Annotated in this window: 14 protein-coding genes; 10 read left to right on the forward strand and 4 right to left on the reverse strand. The window is 59.7% G+C overall.

The genetic code is table 11. From position 1 onward, the window contains the following. The first annotated feature begins 62 nt into the window (after nucleotides 1–62). Both mtnN and yihA read left to right on the forward strand, forming a co-directional pair. Complete coding sequence (gene mtnN / locus DXB86_RS03145) at nucleotides 63–803, forward strand: 5'-methylthioadenosine/S-adenosylhomocysteine nucleosidase (protein ID WP_117736118.1); 741 nt, start codon at nucleotides 63–65, stop codon at nucleotides 801–803. 38 nt (nucleotides 804–841) lie between these two features. Then, nucleotides 842–1,432, forward strand: a complete 591-nt coding sequence (yihA, locus tag DXB86_RS03150; RefSeq protein ID WP_055252447.1) for a ribosome biogenesis GTP-binding protein YihA/YsxC — start codon at nucleotides 842–844, stop codon at nucleotides 1,430–1,432. A 258-nt stretch (nucleotides 1,433–1,690) separates the two neighbouring features. Here yihA and thrB read toward each other — a convergent pair whose 3' ends face one another. Continuing rightward, nucleotides 1,691–2,572, reverse strand: a complete 882-nt coding sequence (gene thrB, locus DXB86_RS03155; RefSeq protein ID WP_006234874.1) for a homoserine kinase — start codon at nucleotides 2,570–2,572, stop codon at nucleotides 1,691–1,693. A gap of 201 nt (nucleotides 2,573–2,773) precedes the next feature. Then, nucleotides 2,774–4,291: a threonine synthase gene (gene thrC / locus DXB86_RS03160; RefSeq protein ID WP_117736119.1), complete on the reverse strand. Its 1,518-nt coding sequence runs from the start codon at nucleotides 4,289–4,291 to the stop codon at nucleotides 2,774–2,776. A 104-nt stretch (nucleotides 4,292–4,395) separates the two neighbouring features. Here thrC and DXB86_RS03165 point away from each other — a divergent pair, with 104 nt between their 5' ends. The 6 genes from DXB86_RS03165 to DXB86_RS03190 all read left to right on the forward strand — a co-directional run bounded on the left by DXB86_RS03165 (nucleotide 4,396) and on the right by DXB86_RS03190 (nucleotide 11,152). Beyond that, nucleotides 4,396–5,784, forward strand: coding sequence for an aspartate kinase (locus DXB86_RS03165; RefSeq protein ID WP_117736120.1), 1,389 nt, complete (start codon nucleotides 4,396–4,398; stop codon nucleotides 5,782–5,784). A 173-nt stretch (nucleotides 5,785–5,957) separates the two neighbouring features. Beyond that, nucleotides 5,958–6,983, forward strand: coding sequence for an aspartate-semialdehyde dehydrogenase (locus DXB86_RS03170; RefSeq protein WP_117736121.1), 1,026 nt, complete (start codon nucleotides 5,958–5,960; stop codon nucleotides 6,981–6,983). Between the two features lie 455 nt (nucleotides 6,984–7,438). Beyond that, the gene (locus DXB86_RS03175) at nucleotides 7,439–8,017 is read left to right on the forward strand and encodes a methylated-DNA--[protein]-cysteine S-methyltransferase (RefSeq protein WP_233504128.1); all 579 of its coding nucleotides are present in this window, start codon (nucleotides 7,439–7,441) and stop codon (nucleotides 8,015–8,017) included. Between the two features lie 228 nt (nucleotides 8,018–8,245). After that, nucleotides 8,246–8,935 (forward strand): response regulator transcription factor, encoded by a 690-nt coding sequence (locus DXB86_RS03180; RefSeq protein ID WP_117563860.1) that lies wholly within the window; start codon nucleotides 8,246–8,248, stop codon nucleotides 8,933–8,935. Further along, the gene (locus tag DXB86_RS03185) at nucleotides 8,932–10,311 is read left to right on the forward strand and encodes a cell wall metabolism sensor histidine kinase WalK (protein WP_117736123.1); all 1,380 of its coding nucleotides are present in this window, start codon (nucleotides 8,932–8,934) and stop codon (nucleotides 10,309–10,311) included. The genes DXB86_RS03180 and DXB86_RS03185 overlap by 4 nt, the downstream gene beginning before the upstream one ends. Nucleotides 10,312–10,477: 166 nt before the next feature. Further along, on the forward strand, nucleotides 10,478–11,152 hold the full coding sequence (locus tag DXB86_RS03190) for a TIGR00266 family protein (RefSeq protein ID WP_089572342.1): 675 nt from the start codon (nucleotides 10,478–10,480) through the stop codon (nucleotides 11,150–11,152). Between the two features lie 69 nt (nucleotides 11,153–11,221). Here the strand turns inward: DXB86_RS03190 and DXB86_RS03195 are convergent, their stop codons facing one another. Together DXB86_RS03195 and DXB86_RS03200 are read right to left on the reverse strand one after the other, a co-directional pair. Next, nucleotides 11,222–12,466 (reverse strand): chloride channel protein, encoded by a 1,245-nt coding sequence (locus tag DXB86_RS03195; RefSeq protein ID WP_117736147.1) that lies wholly within the window; start codon nucleotides 12,464–12,466, stop codon nucleotides 11,222–11,224. 185 nt (nucleotides 12,467–12,651) lie between these two features. Next, the gene (locus DXB86_RS03200) at nucleotides 12,652–13,290 is read right to left on the reverse strand and encodes a GyrI-like domain-containing protein (RefSeq protein ID WP_117654964.1); all 639 of its coding nucleotides are present in this window, start codon (nucleotides 13,288–13,290) and stop codon (nucleotides 12,652–12,654) included. Between the two features lie 271 nt (nucleotides 13,291–13,561). On the opposite strand from DXB86_RS03200, the gene DXB86_RS03205 reads away from it, so the two are divergent. Together DXB86_RS03205 and DXB86_RS03210 are read left to right on the forward strand one after the other, a co-directional pair. Then, nucleotides 13,562–14,263 carry an ABC transporter ATP-binding protein gene (locus DXB86_RS03205; protein WP_117629924.1) on the forward strand — a complete coding sequence of 234 codons (702 nt, stop codon included), beginning with the start codon at nucleotides 13,562–13,564 and terminating at the stop codon, nucleotides 14,261–14,263. 5 nt (nucleotides 14,264–14,268) lie between these two features. After that, nucleotides 14,269–17,034, forward strand: coding sequence for an FtsX-like permease family protein (locus DXB86_RS03210; protein ID WP_233504129.1), 2,766 nt, complete (start codon nucleotides 14,269–14,271; stop codon nucleotides 17,032–17,034). Nucleotides 17,035–17,348 lie beyond the last annotated feature (314 nt).

Here is a 17,348-nt window from a genome sequence, read left to right on the forward strand (position 1 = left end):
GGTCAAACAAAATGCTGATACCATACCGTGGTTGAGAATTTCGTATAGGTTTGGGGAATGGTATGGCTACCATCGCGATTATCGGTGCGCTCGAAAAAGAGATCATGCAGATTAAGGAAGAGCTGAGCGACGTTTGCGAGGCGCGGGAGGCAGGCTTGACCGTTGTGAGCGGTGAGCTCGACGGTCTGACAGTTGTCGCCACAACGGCGGGCATGGGCACGGTGAACGCCGCTGCTGCAACACAGCACCTCATTAGCAAGTATGCTCCGCAGGCTGTTGTGTTTTCGGGCATTGCGGGCGGTTTGAACCCCAAGCTCCATATCGACGACGTGGTCATTGGCAAACGCCTACGCTATCTGGATACCGATACCGCGCTTATCGCCGAGTCCGCACCGGGGCTCGAGGAGTTTGGCTCGACACCCGTGCTGGTCGATATTGCCGTCGACGTGCTTGCTGAGCGTGGGTTTGTTGACGCTTCGACAAATGCAGTCGCTTCGAACGAGGGCACCAAACAGTTCCTGGTCGGCACGATTGCCACGGGTAACCGCTTTGTGACGGGCGCCGCCATGCGCAATGACGCTATCGAGGCGACGCATGCCGATTGTGTCGGCATGGAGGGCGCGGCAATTGCCCATGTCGCAACCAAAAATGGTGTCGATTGCCTGGTGTTGCGCGCTATCAGCGATAATTGTGACGAGGCGTACGATGCGATTTGTGACCGCGAGTTCGATCTGTTCGAGTACGCGCGTGTCGCAAGTAACATCACGCTCGATATCGTCCGCCGCATTGCCGCCGCGCAATAGCGCGCTCTTTTGTAAGAACCTACGACCAAGGAGTGTCCATGGCCGATTCCATTAACTACCAACTTGCCAAGTTCGTCGCCAGCTACGGCAAGGTTTCGCAGATTCCCGAGTCCACCTGCCCCGAAGTGAGCTTTGTCGGCCGCTCCAATGTGGGCAAGTCGTCGATTATGAACAAGCTCTTTGGCCGCAAGAACTTGGTCAAGGTTTCGAGCACACCGGGCAAGACAAGCAACATCAATTTCTTCGAGGCCGACGACGTGCACTTCGTCGACCTGCCGGGCTATGGTTTCGCCCGTCGTTCTAAGGCCGAGCGCGACCGCTGGGCCGAGCTTATTGGCGACTTCTTTGACTCCGAGCGCAGCTTTAACCTGGTCGTGTCGCTGGTTGACATTCGCCACGACCCCAGTAAGCTCGACCATGACATGATCGACTACCTGCAGGGCAACGAGTTCAACTTTATCGTCTGCCTCACCAAAGCCGACAAGCTCAGCCGCACCCAGCAGGCCCGCCAAGCAGCAGCCATCAAAAAGCAGCTCAACGTCCCGGCCGAAAACGTAATCATCACAAGCTCCCAAACCGGCACCGGCATCGACGAACTCAAACGCCGCATCGCCGAGGCCTGCCTCTAGTAAGGGTCCCATCCCAGTAAGGGCCCCCACCAATAAAAAGCCAAACCATCAGCCCGGCGCCCCTTCAAAGCGTGGGTTCCTATAGACATCGTCGACCACGTTGCTGTAGGGCCGCCCAAGGGTATCCCCTTAAAAACAATCCGCAGCACGAGGCCCGCTTATCCGTAGCTCCGAAGGAGCAGGATAAGCGGGCCTCAAGTGCGAGGACGTTTTTAAGGGGATACCCTTGGGCGGCCCGAAAGGATTAACCAGCGATGTCTACAGGTACTCGATTTGAGCGCCCTCGGTGTCGCACGTCAGAATATGCGTATCACACTTAGGGAACTGCTCGCGCAGCTTGACCTGCAAGAACTTTGCCACGATGGTGTCGTCGGTCACAGCCATGAGGGTCGAGCCCGAACCACTGATCCAGATGGTCTTGGCGCCGCCGTTAAGGCAGGTGTCGCGCACGGCGTTGTAGTCGGGAATCAGGCGACGGCGATACGGCTCTTGGATGCGGTCGTCATTGGCGGCGGCAATCAGATCCAGGTCGCCGGTCTCCAGGCCGCGCGTCATGCCGGCGATGCGGCCCATTTGCCACACGGCGGTGGAGAGCGGAATCTCCTGCGGCACGACCTTGCGCGCCTCGCTCGTATGTACCTCGTAGGGCGGAATCACGGTAATAAAACGCAAGCGATCGCTCACCTCGTAGCGCAGGCATTGGGGGAGCGAATCGGTCGGTGTAAAGGAGCAGACGGCGCCGCCAAGGATGGCGGGGGCGACGTTGTCGGGATGTCCCTCGACCTCGGTGGCGATGCGGACGAGCTCGGCGCGGTCGACGGTGTGGCCCGTCAGCGCGGCGGCAGCCATAATGCCAGCGACGACGCAGGTGGAGCTGGAACCCAGGCCGCGGGCGACGGGCACGTCGGTCTGAATGTCGATAGCGACGGGGAAGGCTGGCTCGCCCCAGGCGGCCAGAGCATCGACAAAGCTCACATAGACCAGGTTATTCTCGTTTTGGAACTCCTCGGGGCAGCCTGTGATGGTGAGCTTGTCGGCGCGCTCGAAGGTAAAGTGTGAGTAGAGGCTGACGGCCATGCCGAGGGTGTCGTAGCCAATGCCCAAGTTGGCGCTTGTTGCTGGGACGGTGATCTTGATCATGGGAATCTCCTGGGCGGTCTGCCTGTTTAGTTCGCTGCTCGGGCAGTCCTGGCTCGCTCGGAAAGCACATTAAGTGCTTTCCGGCTCGTGCGGAACTCGCGACGAACTAAACAGGCAGACCCGCATGTCAGCTCGTCATCATCCCGGTGGGTTTCTGATAAAAGAAGGTGCGCCGGCTTTCGCCGGCGCTTAATAAGGGGTTTAGTTGGTGCTCATTCGTTTTGCTGCAGACTCGACGTAACTGTCCAGCTCATCGACGTCGCAGACGTCTTCGAAGCGGACGGGCTTGGACTCGAGCTCGGCGAGCTGTGCCGGGGCGACCGTGTTGGTGGCATGCTCGAGCACATGCATAGCCTCAAAATCGTCCTCGGGAACGTCGAGGCCCAAGGCGTCGCAGCAGGCGCGCGGGAACTTGTAGGGGCTGGCGGTCGAAAGCAGCACGCGGGCCTTGGCGCCCTCGGCGGAAGCGACCTGCTCAAAGACGTGATAGCCGCAAGCGGTGTGCGGGTCGATCACGTAGCCGTTGGCGTCCCAGCAGCTCTTGATGGCAGCGCGGACCTCGTCCTCGCTGGCCCAGCCGCAGCCAAACACGCTCTGGATCTTGGCCAGCAGCTCGGCGGGCACCTCGTAGCGGCCGGTCTGGGCAAGCTGCTCCATAAGGCCGGCAACGAGCTCGCAGTCGCCGTCGGACAGGAAGTAGAGCATGCGCTCCAGGTTGGAGCTGATGAGGATGTCCATCGACGGCGAGATGGTCGTGAAGAACGGGCGGTTACGGTCGTAAACGCCGGTGGTCAGGAAGTCGGCAAGCACGTTGTTCTTGTCGCTCGCCACGACGAGCTTGGCGACGGGCAGACCCATGCGCTTGGCGTAGTAGCCGGCCAAGATATCGCCAAAGTTGCCGGTGGGCACGCAGAACTCTACGGCGTCGCCAGCCTCGATAGCGCCGGCGCGTAGCAGTTGCGCATAGGCGGCAAAGTAGTAGACGACCTGCGGTACCAGACGGCCGACATTGATGGAGTTGGCGCTCGAAAGCACCGTGCCAGCGGCCTCCAAGCGCTCGGCAAGCTCCTTATCGGCAAAGATGCGCTTGACGGCGCTCTGGGCGTCGTCAAAGTTGCCGCGGATGCCGCAGACAGCGACGTTGTCGCCCTCCTGCGTGGACATCTGCAGGTTCTGGACGCGGCTGACCTTGCCCTCGGGATAAAAGACAGTGATGCCCGTGCCCGGAGCGTCGGCAAAGCCGGCGAGTGCCGCCTTGCCCGTGTCGCCCGACGTGGCGGTGACGATCATGATGCGCTCGGCGCCGCCGTCCTTGGCGGAGGTGCGGGCCATAAGGCGGGGGAGCATCTGCAGGGCGACGTCCTTAAAGGCGCTCGTGGGGCCGCCAAAGAGTTCCATCACATAGGTCTGAGGGGCGTCGGCGCCCGGTGCGGCGTCGAGTTTGACGAGCGGCGTGACCTCTTCGCTCGCAAATGTACCGCGGTAGGCCTCATTCACACAGGCCGAAATTTCTTCGTCCGTGTAATCATTCAGTAACATTCCCAACACATCTTGAGCGATTTCAAAGTACGATTTATCTGCAAGCGAGCTGATATCGAGTTGCTGGGTGCCCAGCTCGTCCGAGACAAACAAACCCCCGTCGGGAGCGATGCCGGTACGGATTGCCACCTTACTTGAGCACGATAAAGTGCGTCCTCGTGTACTATGATAAGTTCCCATATAACACTGCTCCTCGGATGCCTTAGTCCCAATCGGTGTAACCATGGTATCAGAGCGCGCAAAATAGGTTCGCAGAGGCTTTTTAGAAAGGTAACCTCCAGCCCATGATTAAGATTGCCAAGTTTGGCGGCTCGTCGGTCGCCGACGCCGAACACTTTAAGAAGATCAAGGCCATCGTCGATGCCGATCCGGCCCGCCGTTTTGTGGTGGTTTCTGCCTGCGGTCGCCGTTTTAAGGGCGACACCAAGGTGACTGACCTGCTCTACCTGGTTAACGCGCACGTTAAGTACCACGTGTCGTGCGAGGAGCTGCTCGAGGACATTGGCCAGCGCTATTTTGATATCGCTGACGAGCTGGGGCTCACCTATCCCATCCGCGAAGAGTTTGCGGCCTTTGCCGAGCGTGCTCGCTCCGGTGGCTACTCCACCGAGGAGCTCGTAAGCCGCGGCGAGTACTTCACCGCTCGCCTGATGGCCGAGTACCTGGGCCTACCGTTCCTGGACGCCGCGACAGTTGTGGCGTTCCATCACGACGGTACGCTCAGCATGAACCGCACCTCCGAGCTGGTGCAGGAGTACGGTCAGCAGGGCGGCTTTGTTATGCCCGGTTTCTACGGCGCGACGCGTGAGGGCCAGATCAAGCTGCTCGATCGTGGCGGCGGCGATATTTCCGGCTCGATTCTGGCCAAGTGCCTGGGCGCCGATCTGTACGAGAACTGGACCGACGTTTCGGGCTTCTATTCCGCCGATCCTCGCATTGTGCCCGAGGCTCAGCCCATCGCCCGCGTTACCTACGAGGAGCTGCGAGAGCTTTCGTACATGGGTGCAAGCGTCCTGCACGAGGAGGCCGTGTTCCCCGTGCGCGAGGCGGGTATTCCGCTGGTCATTAAGAACACCAATGCGCCGCAGGACCCCGGCACCATCATTAGCGAGACGGCTGACGAGGGTGAGGCGGAGCCTATCATTACCGGCGTGACCGGCAAGCGCGGCTTTGTCGCCATCAACGTTGCCCGCGACCGCACCAAGCCCCGTGTCGGCTTTATGCGCCGTGCACTTTCGGTGTTCGAACGCTATGACGTTTCCGTCGAGCATATGCCCACCGGCGTCGACCGCTTTGGCGCCGTGGTGCAGGAGCAGGATGTGCACGACTCGCTGTACTCGCTCGTGGGCGACATTCAGCAGGAGGTCGAGCCGCTCGAGATCGAGGTTGTCGAGGGTTTGGCGCTCATCGCGACCGTCGGCCGTAACCTTCGCGGCCGCGCAGGTATCTCGGGCCATCTGTTTGGCATGCTTGGTCAGGCCGGCGTGAGCGTACGTATGATTTCGCAGAGCTGCGACGAGATCAACATCATTATCGGCGTAGAGGAGAAGGACTTCGACCTGGCGATTCGGACCATTTACCGCGCCTTCTCCGACGAGAACGGCATTGTGAAGGTCTCCGACCTGGAGGCTCCCGTGCCGGTCGATCCCGCTCCGGCCGCGCTCCACAAGTAGCTGCTATCCCAGTAGATTTTTGGGACTTGCTTCAAAAACTACGGCGGGGCGTTTCGTTTCGGTTTCGTTTCGACGGGGCGGGTTTCGTGCCCGCCCTGTTCTTGTATACACTGGCAACAATAATCGGCCTGCTCGGCGTGCGGGCAAAAGCCACAGCCTTTAAAGGGGGAAGCATGAAACAGTGCACGGTTGCTATTTTGGGCGCGACGGGAGCCGTGGGCACCCAGATGCTTGAGTGCCTCAACGAGCAGGAGTTTCCGGTCGGCAAGCTCAAGCTGCTAGCGAGCGCGCGCTCTGCGGGCAAGACCGTCGAGTTCCGCGGCGAGCAGGTTGTGATTGAGGAGGCTTGCCCCGAGGCCTTTGAGGGCTGCGACATCGTGCTCGGCGCCGCCGGCGACGATATTGCGAAGGAGCTACTGCCCGAGGCCGTCAAGCGCGGCGCCGTCGTGGTCGACAACAGCCACGCCTTCCGCATGGATCCCGAGGTGCCGCTGGTCGTGCCCGAGATCAATGCCGACGACATCAAGTGGCATCACGGCCTTATCGCCAATCCCAACTGCGCGACCATCATCGGCCTGGTTCCCACGTGGCCGCTGCACCAGCTTGCTGGCGTGAAGCGTATGATCGTGTCCACGTATCAGGCAGCTTCGGGCGCTGGCGCTCCCGGTATGGCCGAGCTCGAGGCTCAGCTTGCCGCCCTGGGCCGTGGCGAGGAGATTCCCGAGCCGCGCGCGTTTGCCGCCCAGCTGGCGAGCAACCTGATTCCGCAGATCGGCGGTGTCAAGGAGGAGGGCTTTACCTCCGAGGAGATGAAGTTGCAGAACGAGGGCCGCAAGATCATGCACCTGCCCGAGCTGCGCGTGAACTGCACCTGCGTGCGCGTGCCCGTGCTGCGCTCGCACTCCGAGAGCGTTACGCTCGAGTTTGAGCGCGACATCACGGTGGAAGAGGCCCGTGCTGCGCTGGCTGCCGCTCCGGGAGTGAAACTGGTTGACGACATGAGCGCCGAGGATGCACACGACCGCTTCCCCATGCCGATGGACACCTCCGACCAGGATTTGATTTGGGTCGGCCGTGTGCGTCGCGACATCTCGAACCCCGAGGCCGCGCGCGGCATCACCTTCTGGTGCTGCGGCGACCAAATCCGTAAGGGCGCGGCAACCAACGCCGTCCAGATCGCTAAGCTGCTCTGCGAGTAGTGCGACCTGTCCGGCGGGGTCCGGGCTTAGTTTTCAGAACGTCCTCGACCATGTGTGGCGCCTTGTCCTGCTCCTTCGGAGCTGCGGACAAGGCGCCACACTGGTCTGCGGAGTGTTCTGAAAACTAAGCCCGGCCCCCGCCTGCGGCGACTCGGCTGCGAGCGGCCTGCGATGGAGCCGTTGCTGGTTGGGGCCGCTGGGCTGATGTGGGGGCACGTGGTTGTTGCGGGCCCTAGTCCCGGCGGCGGCCTCGGCGCTTTGCGCCTGCCGCCTTGGGGGGGCTGCGGAGCGCGGCCGGCAGCTGCGGCGCGTTGCGCCTGCTGCCTGCGGGGACTTTGGGGTCGTGCGGCAGCTGGGGCGCTGTCGCGCCTGCTGCCTTGGGTGACTTTGGGGTCGATTGGGGTTGTCTGCACAATTCGCGGTATTATGTTGCGGAGTTTTGAAAGGAGCCGCTGGTGGTCACGACGACATTTGCTTCGCCTTTGGGCGAAATCTTGCTTGCCGCTGATGGCCGCGGTCTGACGGGGCTTTGGTTTGAGGGGCAGGAGCACTTTGGTTCCACGCTTCTCCGGGAAGACTCCGAACATGTTGAAGGCGCCGACGCGGTTTCCGGTACCGGTGGCATGTTGCCGGTGAGTCCGGCAAATGGCGCGGCTTCTTCGGTGCTTGAGCGTTCTTGGGCTTGGCTGAATGCTTATTTTGCGGGGCAGGAGCCTCGGTTTACGCCGCCGTTGCATTTGATTGGCACGGCGTTTCAGCGCGAGGTTTGGTTTGAGCTGCTTTCTATCCCGCGTGGCGAGGTCGCTACGTATGGCGAGATCGCCCAGCGTGTTGCGGCTCGACATCATGTGCCGGGAAACGAGGCACCCGTTGTATCTCCTCGCGCGGTGGGGGCTGCGGTTGCGCGTAACCCCATTTCGATTATCGTGCCATGCCATCGCGTGGTCGCGGCCGACGGATCGCTCAACGGATATGCTGGCGGCCTTGATCGCAAGGAGTGGCTGCTTCGGCTTGAGGGCGCGTACGAGGAATAGCGCTCGAACGCTTTGCATAACTAGGACGCCGCGAAAGGACGAGCCTCCGTCCTTCTACGGCCGGCATGCGTCCAGACGCTTGGCATCTGCGCTTTAAGTTTGGCTAAGCCATATCTTGCGTATTTGAAAACGCGCAGGTTGAGCCGCTAGGGCTGTGCTAAGGCAGCTTTCGGTGCGCTATTATCGGCAGTATCGAAACCTGTATTTCCATGCGCCAAAGGAGCAACTATGAAGCTGATGCTTGCCGAGGACGAACCTGGTCTCTCCCGCGCCCTCACCGCGATTCTTCAACATAGCGACTACGAGGTCGACACCGCCCTCGACGGCTTGACGGCGCTCGAGAATCTACTCACCAACGATTACGACGCCGCAATCCTGGACATCATGATGCCCGGCATGGACGGCATCGAGGTGCTCAAGCGTACACGCGCCGCCGGAAAGCGACTGCCCATCATCATGCTCACGGCAAAAAGCGAGGTGTCCGATAAGGTCGAGGGCCTGGATGCCGGTGCCAACGATTACCTGACCAAGCCGTTTGCCGCCAAGGAACTGCTTGCGCGTATTCGTGCCATGACGCGTGCCGCGACGGCAATTGACGCCACGACGCTCAGCGTGGGTAACGTGCGCCTCGACACGGCGGCTTGCACGCTTGTGGGACCTTTGGGCGAGGAGCACCTGGCCAATCGCGAGTTTCAGCTTATGGAACTCTTTATGCGCAACGCCGGCACGCGCATGCCCACTGAACGTCTGATGCTCGAGGTTTGGGGTGAGGACGCGCCCGAAGGCGCCAACGTGGTGTGGGTTTATATCTCGTACCTGCGCAAAAAGCTGACGGCGCTTGGTGCCAACGTTGCCATCCGCGCGTCGCGCAACCAGGGATATTCGCTCGAGGTTGTCGAGGAAGGAGAACGGGCGTGAGCGTGCGCACGTGGTGCAAGCGCATGGCGGCGAAGCTCGGCATGGGTGTGGGCTCGGGTAATCCGGGGCGCGCCGATGCTGCCAGTGCAATGGGCCGTCGCCTGCGTCGTAAGTTCATCCTCGTTGCCATGGGCGCTGTGACCGTGGTGCTCACGCTCATCATCGCTGGCATCAACATTGTCAATTATTCGCATGTTTGCAAGATGGCCGATGCACGACTGGACTATATCCTGGCAGGCAAGGATGGCATCGATTGGACAGATGAGCCTAAGACCGACCCCGGCCAGGATGTGGGCGCCGGTAAGGCCGCTGCAGGTGACCGGGCGGCCGTGCACGCCGGACATTTTGAAGGCATGACGGCGGAGTCTCCCTTCGACACGCGCTACTTTACGGTGACGCTTGTCGAAGGGCAGGTGGTCGATGTCAATACCGCCCGCATTGCCGCGGTGGGCGCCAAGCGTGCCGCCCGTATTGCCATGGGGCTGGATTCCAAGGGCCTGACCTCTGGGTTTTCTGGTAACTACCGCTATACGACCACAGCTCAAGGCGAAAAGACTACCTATGTGTTCGTGGACTGTTCGCGCGAGCTTGCAAGTTTCCATTCGTTTTTGAACGCGAGTGTGGCAATCAGCTGTATTGGCTGGCTGGCGGTGCTGGCAATTGTAACGGTCGCCTCGGGTGCCGTGATTCGGCCGATGGTCGAGAGTTATAGCAAACAGAAGCGCTTCATTACCGATGCAAGCCACGAGATCAAAACGCCGCTGGCCGTGATTGACGCCGCCAACGAGGTCCAAGAGATCGAGAGCGGCGAGAGCGAGTGGACGCAGAGCATTCACGAGCAGGTCGCGCGGCTGACGGCGCTCACGGAGCGTCTGGTGTTTTTGGCACGTATGGACGAGGGCTCGGCGGGCTTTACCATGACATCGATCGATCTTTCGGAGGCCGTGGACAAGGCTGCGGCGCCGTTTGAATCGGTGGCGGTTTCGCGCGGAAAGCGGCTGTCGACGTCGATCGCGAGCGGTGTGCGGGCCCATGCCGATGCCGCGGCAGTGGCGCAGGTTGTTGAGCTGCTGCTGGACAACGCCACACGCTACGCAAGCGAGGACAGCGTGATCGAGCTGAGCCTGCGTGCCGTTTCGCGCGGTGCGGGCAAAGGCTCGGCCGAGCTTGTCGTATCGAATGCTGTTGATGAGCTGCCCGAGGGCGACCTGGACCGGCTGTTCGACCGCTTCTATCGTGCGGACGTGTCGCGCAGCTCCAAGACAGGTGGCTCGGGCGTGGGGCTGTCCGTCGTGCGCGCCATCGCCGAAGCCCATGGCGGATCAGCCACCGTATCCGGCCACGATCATCAGATCACCTTCACCGTCCGCCTCTAAGACCTGCCAAAAAGGGACAGGTTTATTTTGGCAGGTTTTATCTGTGCAGACGGCAGCGGAGGCTGGCGGTGATCGGCGCCATGAACGCCACCGACCCAAATAAACGCACCTCTAACTGCTAAAATATGGACATCGTTGTTCGGCTCCCGAAGGAAAGGAGACGGTCATGCAGTACGAGATCGGCGGAGGGGCTTTCCCGGTTGTTACGTGCAACCTTAGCGACGGCGAATCCATGATCACCGAAAGCGGTGCCATGGTCTGGATGACCCCCAACATGGAGATGTCCACCTCGGGCGGTGGTATAGGCAAGATGTTCTCTAAGGCTTTTTCGGGTGAGGCGTTGTTCCAAAACATTTGGACCGCGCACGGCGATGGCATGATTGCGTTTGGCTCTTGCTTCCCCGGCCGCATTATACCGATCGAGATTGGTCCTGGTAAGAGCTGGATTTTGCAGAAGCGTTCGTTCCTTGCCGCGGAAAGTGGTGTTGAGCTGAGCATCCACTTTAACAAGAAGGCAAAGACCGGCGTCTTTGGCGGCGAGGGTTTTATCATGCAAAAGCTCACGGGCTCGGGTATTGCCTTTGCCGAGATCGACGGCGACCTAGTTGAGTACGAGCTTGCTGCTGGCCAGCAAATGATTGTAGATACCGGCAACGTGGCCGGCTTTGAGGAGACGGTGAGCATCGACGCGCAGATGGTCAAGGGCGTCAAAAACATCATGTTTGGCGGTGAAGGCGTGTTCAACACTGTGCTCACCGGTCCGGGGCGCATCTGGCTGCAGACAATGCCCATTTCCAATCTTGCGGCAGCAGTGGCTTCGATGACCAACAACAATAACTAATCGTGTATAGGATGACGCGCGCGGCGGGCCCGGCCTGTCGTGCGCGTTTTTTGGTGGCAAACGCCCTGTTTATCGGGTGCGGCTGTGCTCCTGCAGCGCATAGATCGACTTATCCATGTTGAACAGGTAGGCCACGACGCAGACAATAAAGAACGTCGGCAGACTGCTAAAGCCAAAGACCTCGCAGCCAATAAAGATGGGCGCGAGCAGCGTATTGGTGGCGCTGCCAAAGACGGCGGCGTATCCCAGCGCGGCGCAGAGCTCGACGGGCATGCCGAGAATCCCGGCGAGTACGACACCCAGGCTGGCTCCGATGGAGAACAGCGGCGTCACCTCGCCACCCTGATATCCTGCGGCAAGCGTGGCGATGGTGAGTACGAATTTGAGCGCCCAGTCCCAAGGCATGATCGACGCCTCACCGTTGTCACCCAGTGCCGCGGATATCAGGTTGGTGCCAAGGCCGCAGTATCGCCCCTGCCACAGCGCGAACAGAATCGCCGACAGCGCAAGGCCCATAACGGCAACGCGTATGTAAGGGCTGGGGAGCAGCCGCGCTGCAAGGGTCTTGGCATGGGCAAGGCACCAGGCAAAAGCTCCACCTACCATACCAAACGCGATACCCAACAACGCCAGTCGTCCAAGACCGGGGAGGTCGAGCGCATACGAGGCGGTAACGGCGACCTCAAACTTCTCGAGCCCCAGAGCGCCGGAGGTCATGCTTGCGGCGAGCGAGGCTGTAAGCGCGGGAAACAGCGCGCGGTATTCCATGCGTCCTGCGACCAGTACTTCGATCGCAAAGACCGTGGCGGCGAGGGGCGTTCGGAAGAGTCCGGCAAAGCCGGCGGCCATGCCGATAAGCAAAAACGTGTTGCCGGGTTCTCGGAAAGGTAGACGTCGGCCGATCCAATGCGAGACGGTTGCGCCGATCTGCACGGCTACGCCTTCGCGTCCCGCGCTGCCGCCAAAGAGATGCGTGGCCCACGTGCTCAGCATAATGAGCGGCACCAGACGCGGGGAGATGGCGTCCTCGCGTCCGTGACCTACGTCGAATACTAAGCTCATGCCCCGATCGGTGCCTTTGCCCCAGGTGAGGTAGGCAAATACGATGGCCAAGCCCATGAGGGCGAGGAAGGGAAGGAGCAGTACGATGTGCTCGTCACGGAAGGCGCCGATTGCCAGGAGCACACGACCAAAAAGGGCACAGATGGCGCCAACGATAACGCCGATAGGGATTCCGACGGCGCCCATGAGCACGAGACCGCTATAGGTGTTGACCAGGCGTTTGATTCTGCTCGAAGCGCTGCTTTCTGACATTTTGCTTTCCGACACTTGCTCTCTTGATAGAAAAAGAGCTGGAGTTGCGCATCGTTGAGAGGCTTTCCAGCTTTAGCAAAACAAACTTATAAGATGCGACGGGCCGCGTCAAGATAATTACCGGACGGCCTAGGAGGCGGCTGGTTGGCCGGCTTAAAACCTAGCGCGTGAAATGACGCCCCACGCTATTCAGCGCGCTTGATAGGATGACGAACCACGGTCTTAAGTTTCTCCGGTGCGCATTTGCGTGGATCGGAGAGATAGATTTCGTGATGTAAACGGGTGTCTGAGAAGTCGGGAACATAGCCCAGCTCGGTCGTGTATTCATGCATAGCGTCTACGGTCGCCGGTTCGTTGTCGTAGGGCCCGGTGTGCATGCATTGAACGCAGAGACCCTCGTCAACTTTAAGCAGTTCGACGGCGGAAAAGTCCAGTTTCTTTTTGGTCGTGGCTTCCGCGACTGCCCAGTCAAAGTCATCTCGGGTGACGAAATCGGGCAGGCGGATGCACGAGATAAAGTTGAAATTGTCCTTGCGTACATAATCGATGCCGCCGCTCGGGGACTCTTGCCACCAGAAACCCTCGAGCGGCGGTACCACAAAGTCGAAATAGCCCTCGATACTCCTTGAGCCTTTCTTCGACATCTTGACGGTATAGGCGATGCCGTAAAGTAGCGGCAGGGCGTTTTGATACTCGCCACCTTCGGTATTTGGGTCGCCCTTTCCGCGAACGGCAACGTAGCTCATAGGCGGGACTGTTACGATGCTCGGCTTGCTTGCAGGTTTGTAGAGCTCCTTGCATTCCTTCTTAAAGTCGAACGCCATGTTGGCCGCCTTTCTGCGTATTGGCCTGCTTAGATAGTTGAATCATATCATAGAAACGAACAGCTGTTCGAATGATTTGGCTGACAGATTGAGATGCGTGCGTTGTGTTTGGCGGTCGGCCTGACCCCGTTGATGATTTCTCGGCCTCCCCGGCGCCCTATCTATAGCTGCCGTTTCCCCATATAAAACCTGCCAAAATAAACCTGTCCCTTTTTGGTAGGTGGGAAATGGGTAATACTAAAGAGTTATCCGACCAGATGGGAATTAATCGATGGCCTATATCGAATTCAAAGACGTCATCAAGGCATACGGCGAGGGCGATGCCCGCATCCACGCGCTCGACGGCGCGAGCTTTACGGTCGAGCGCGGCGAGCTCGCCATCATTTTGGGTGCTTCGGGTGCCGGCAAGACCACGGCCCTCAACATTCTGGGCGGCATGGACACGGCAACTTCTGGCACCGTGACGGTGGACGGGCGTGACGTGAGCTCTGCCAACGAGGCTCAGCTTGTGGAATACCGTCGCGCCGATGTTGGCTTTGTCTTTCAGTTCTACAATCTGGTCCCTAACCTGACGGCGCTTGAGAACGTCGAACTCGCGGCGCAGATCTGCCCCGATTCGCTCGATGCCGAGCAAACGCTTCGCCAGGTTGGCCTGGGCGACCGCCTCGCTAACTTTCCGGCGCAGCTTTCGGGCGGCGAGCAGCAGCGCGTATCCATCGCCCGCGCGCTGGCTAAGAACCCCAAGCTGCTTTTGTGCGACGAGCCTACGGGTGCACTCGACTACAAAACCGGCAAGCAGATCTTGCAGCTGCTACAGGACACTTGCCGCAAGCAAGGCATTACGGTCATCATCATCACCCACAACTCTGCGCTGGCGCCCATGGCCGATCGCCTGATCCGCTTTAAGAGCGGCCGCGTGGAGAGCGAGACGATCCAGCAAAATCCTGTGCCTATCGAGACGATCGAGTGGTAGCGCCCATGAATCAGGACCGCCAAAACAGTCAACGCCGCGACGCGCAGAACACGGAGCGCGAGCAGGATTTTACGACCTACCGTACCGCCCAAAGCTCAAACGATATGGTGCCGACGGTTTTTCGCCGTGGCATCTACCGCACGATTCGCGGCAGCCTCAAACGCTTCTTGTCTATCGTTGTGATCACCGCGCTTGGCGTGAGCGTGATGTGCGGCCTTAAGGCGGGCTGCGAGGACCTGTGTGATTCGGTCGACGCCTATTTTGACCAGCAGAATGTCTATGACATCAACGTGCAGTCGACCTATGGTCTGACCGATGACGATATTGCCGCGATCCAAGAGGTCGATGGCGTCGAGACGGCCGAGGGCATCTATACCGAGACCGCCTATACCGCCGTGGGTACGACGCGCGAGCGTGTCGTCGTACAGAGCCTCTCCAAAGAGAATATTGACCAACCGGTGCTAGTGCGCGGCGAGCTGCCCGAGACTTCGGGCGAAGTGGCAGTGACCTCACGTTTTTTGAAGGCTTCGGGCAAGAAAATCGGCGATACGGTGAGCTTTGCCGCCAACGATGCGAGCTCGTCGAACCAAAGCGCCAAGGACCAGTTTGCCGATGGGGACTACACCATCACGGCCGAGGTTCTCGATCCTACCGACGTGAGCTCCGACTCGACAGTCAACGCCTTTCGCGCTGCTTCGACTGCGGACTACAAGTTCTACGTGAGCGAGGATGCCGCGACATCTTCTTCCTACTCCGCTGTCCACGTGGTCGTCGAGGGAGCCAAGAGCCTCAACTCCTATTCGGATGCCTACTCGGCAAAGATCAATGAGGTCAAGGGCAATATCGAGAAGATCCGCGAGGAGCGTGAGAAGGCGCGCGCCCAGGAGCTGACGGTCGACACACCGGCGAGCTTGGACGCAGCTGAGCGTCAGGCGAATATGGTCTTTGGGATCGAGCAGGACAACATCAATCGCATGGCCGAGGGCAGCGACGAGCGTGCGCAGGCGCAAGCCGACCTGGACCAGCGCCGTGCCGCCGCCGACCAGCAGTTTGCCGATGCCCGCGCCGAGCTCTCTGACCTGGGCGAATGCACCTGGTACATCCAGGACCGCGGCAATATCGCAAGCTACTCGAGCGTCGAGAGCGATAGTTCTTCGATCGAGGCCATCGCCACGGTGTTCCCGTTCATCTTCTTTATCGTCGCCGTGCTTATCAGTCTCACCACCGCCACCCGCATGGTCGAGGAGGAGCGCACGCTTATTGGCCTGTACAAGGCGCTCGGCTATTCACGCGGGCGCATCCTGTCCAAATATGTGGACTACTCGCTGTGGGCGTGTCTGATCGGTGGCGTGCTCGGCAATATCATCGGATTTGTGGGTCTGCCGCTGTTCTTGTTTACGGTGTTCGACGACATGTACTCGCTGCCCCAGATGCTGCTTTCGTACGACATCGTGTCCTCGATCGTTTCGGTGGCGCTGTTTGCCGTGGGCGTGGTGGGAGCCACGATTATCGCCTGCCGCCACGAGATGGCCGAGACCCCTGCCTCGCTCATGCGCCCCAAGGCTCCGCGCGCCGGCTCGCGCATTCTGCTCGAGCGCATTGGCTTTATCTGGCACCGCATGGGCTTTTTGAACAAGGTCGCTGCACGCAACCTGTTCCGCTACAAAAAGCGCGCCTTTATGACCATCTTTGGCATTGCGGGCTGCACGGCGCTTGTGATTTGCGGTATGGGCATCCGTGATACGTCGGTCGCGCTGTCGCCCAAGCAGTACGGGCACATCACACGCTACGATTTGCTGGCGGTCGCCAATCCCGATGATTTTTCGCAGACGTGCGCGGCGTTGGATGAGCGCAGTGCAGCCAAGGATTCCAACGTGACCGTGACTTCGACGCTGCCGATTATGACCGACAACGTTACCTTTACATTCGGCGGAAAGAGCGAGACCGTGCAGCTGATCGTGGTGCCCGATGACCGCACGAACGACCTGGATGACTACGTGCGCCTAGAGGACGAGTCCAAAGAACCGCTCGCCCTGCGTGACGGGGATGTGTATTTGAGCAAGAGCTCTCAGCTGGTGCTGGGGATCAAGCCGGGCGATACGGCACACGTCCAGGATTCGTCGCTCAATGTTGCCAAGGTCAAAGTCAGCGACATCTCGCTCAACTATCTGGGCAACACGCTTTACATGACGCAGGGCACCTATGAGCGCGCGTTCGGTCGAAGTGCACGCCTTAACGGCGTCTTTGTGCTGCTTAAGGGTTCGTCGGCCGACCAGATTGCGTTTAGCAAGAATCTTAAGAGTGACGGTTGGCTTACGATTTCGAGTACGGCCGAGCATTGGGAAAACTATGAGGCGAACTTTACGATTATCAATTCGGTCGTGGTGCTCGTGACCTTTATGGCGGCGTGCCTGTCGTTTGTGGTGGTGTTTACGCTGTCCAATACGAATATCTCCGAGCGCGAGCGCGAGCTGGCGACCATTAAGGTGCTGGGCTTCCGCCGTGGCGAGGTGCACCACTACGTCAACAAGGAGACGTTGATCCTCACGGCGATTGGTGCCGCGCTGGGCGTACCGCTGGGCGGCTTGCTGGCCGAGAGTTTTACGTACATTTTGCAGATGCCGTCGCTGTACTTTGACGTCGAGGTCGAGCCGCTAAGCTACGTGCTCGCCGTGGTGCTTTCCTTCGGCTTTACGTTTATCGTCAACCTCGCCACCAACCGTACCCTCAACAAGATCGACATGGTCGGCGCCCTCAAGAGCGCCGAGTAACCTGCCAAAAAGGGACAGGTTTATTTTGGCAGGTTTTATCTGGGCAAACGCCGGACAACCATTAGGTGGCCCGGCGTTTGCCCCGTCAAACGGGCTTTCCATTTGCCTTTCATTCTATTTGGTTTTCGCTCGCAGGCGTGGATGAGAGGCTCTCTTTGGCCTTCGAGATTGGGCTTGTATGGGTCGTATGCCACAAAATGGGCCTATCTACTACGTTTGCTACCACACCCTCGACCGTGACAAAGATTATGAAATTAAAACCGCAGGTAGATGGCTTGCCAGTTTTCGGAAAAGGCGGGTATGGTCGGCCCTCT

Origin of the sequence: Collinsella sp. OM06-18AC (assembly GCF_003438785.1) — a bacterium.
In the GTDB taxonomy this organism is placed as follows: domain Bacteria; phylum Actinomycetota; class Coriobacteriia; order Coriobacteriales; family Coriobacteriaceae; genus Collinsella.

Coding starts and splice junctions, on each gene's coding strand:
- mtnN (WP_117736118.1), top strand. CDS start 63: ATGGCTACCATCGCGATTATCGGTGCGCTCGAAAAAGAGATCATGCAG.
- yihA (WP_055252447.1), top strand. CDS start 842: ATGGCCGATTCCATTAACTACCAACTTGCCAAGTTCGTCGCCAGCTAC.
- thrB (WP_006234874.1), bottom strand. CDS start 2,572: ATGATCAAGATCACCGTCCCAGCAACAAGCGCCAACTTGGGCATTGGC.
- thrC (WP_117736119.1), bottom strand. CDS start 4,291: ATGGGAACTTATCATAGTACACGAGGACGCACTTTATCGTGCTCAAGT.
- DXB86_RS03165 (WP_117736120.1), top strand. CDS start 4,396: ATGATTAAGATTGCCAAGTTTGGCGGCTCGTCGGTCGCCGACGCCGAA.
- DXB86_RS03170 (WP_117736121.1), top strand. CDS start 5,958: ATGAAACAGTGCACGGTTGCTATTTTGGGCGCGACGGGAGCCGTGGGC.
- DXB86_RS03180 (WP_117563860.1), top strand. CDS start 8,246: ATGAAGCTGATGCTTGCCGAGGACGAACCTGGTCTCTCCCGCGCCCTC.
- DXB86_RS03190 (WP_089572342.1), top strand. CDS start 10,478: ATGCAGTACGAGATCGGCGGAGGGGCTTTCCCGGTTGTTACGTGCAAC.
- DXB86_RS03195 (WP_117736147.1), bottom strand. CDS start 12,466: ATGTCAGAAAGCAGCGCTTCGAGCAGAATCAAACGCCTGGTCAACACC.
- DXB86_RS03200 (WP_117654964.1), bottom strand. CDS start 13,290: ATGGCGTTCGACTTTAAGAAGGAATGCAAGGAGCTCTACAAACCTGCA.
- DXB86_RS03205 (WP_117629924.1), top strand. CDS start 13,562: ATGGCCTATATCGAATTCAAAGACGTCATCAAGGCATACGGCGAGGGC.
- DXB86_RS03210 (WP_233504129.1), top strand. CDS start 14,269: ATGAATCAGGACCGCCAAAACAGTCAACGCCGCGACGCGCAGAACACG.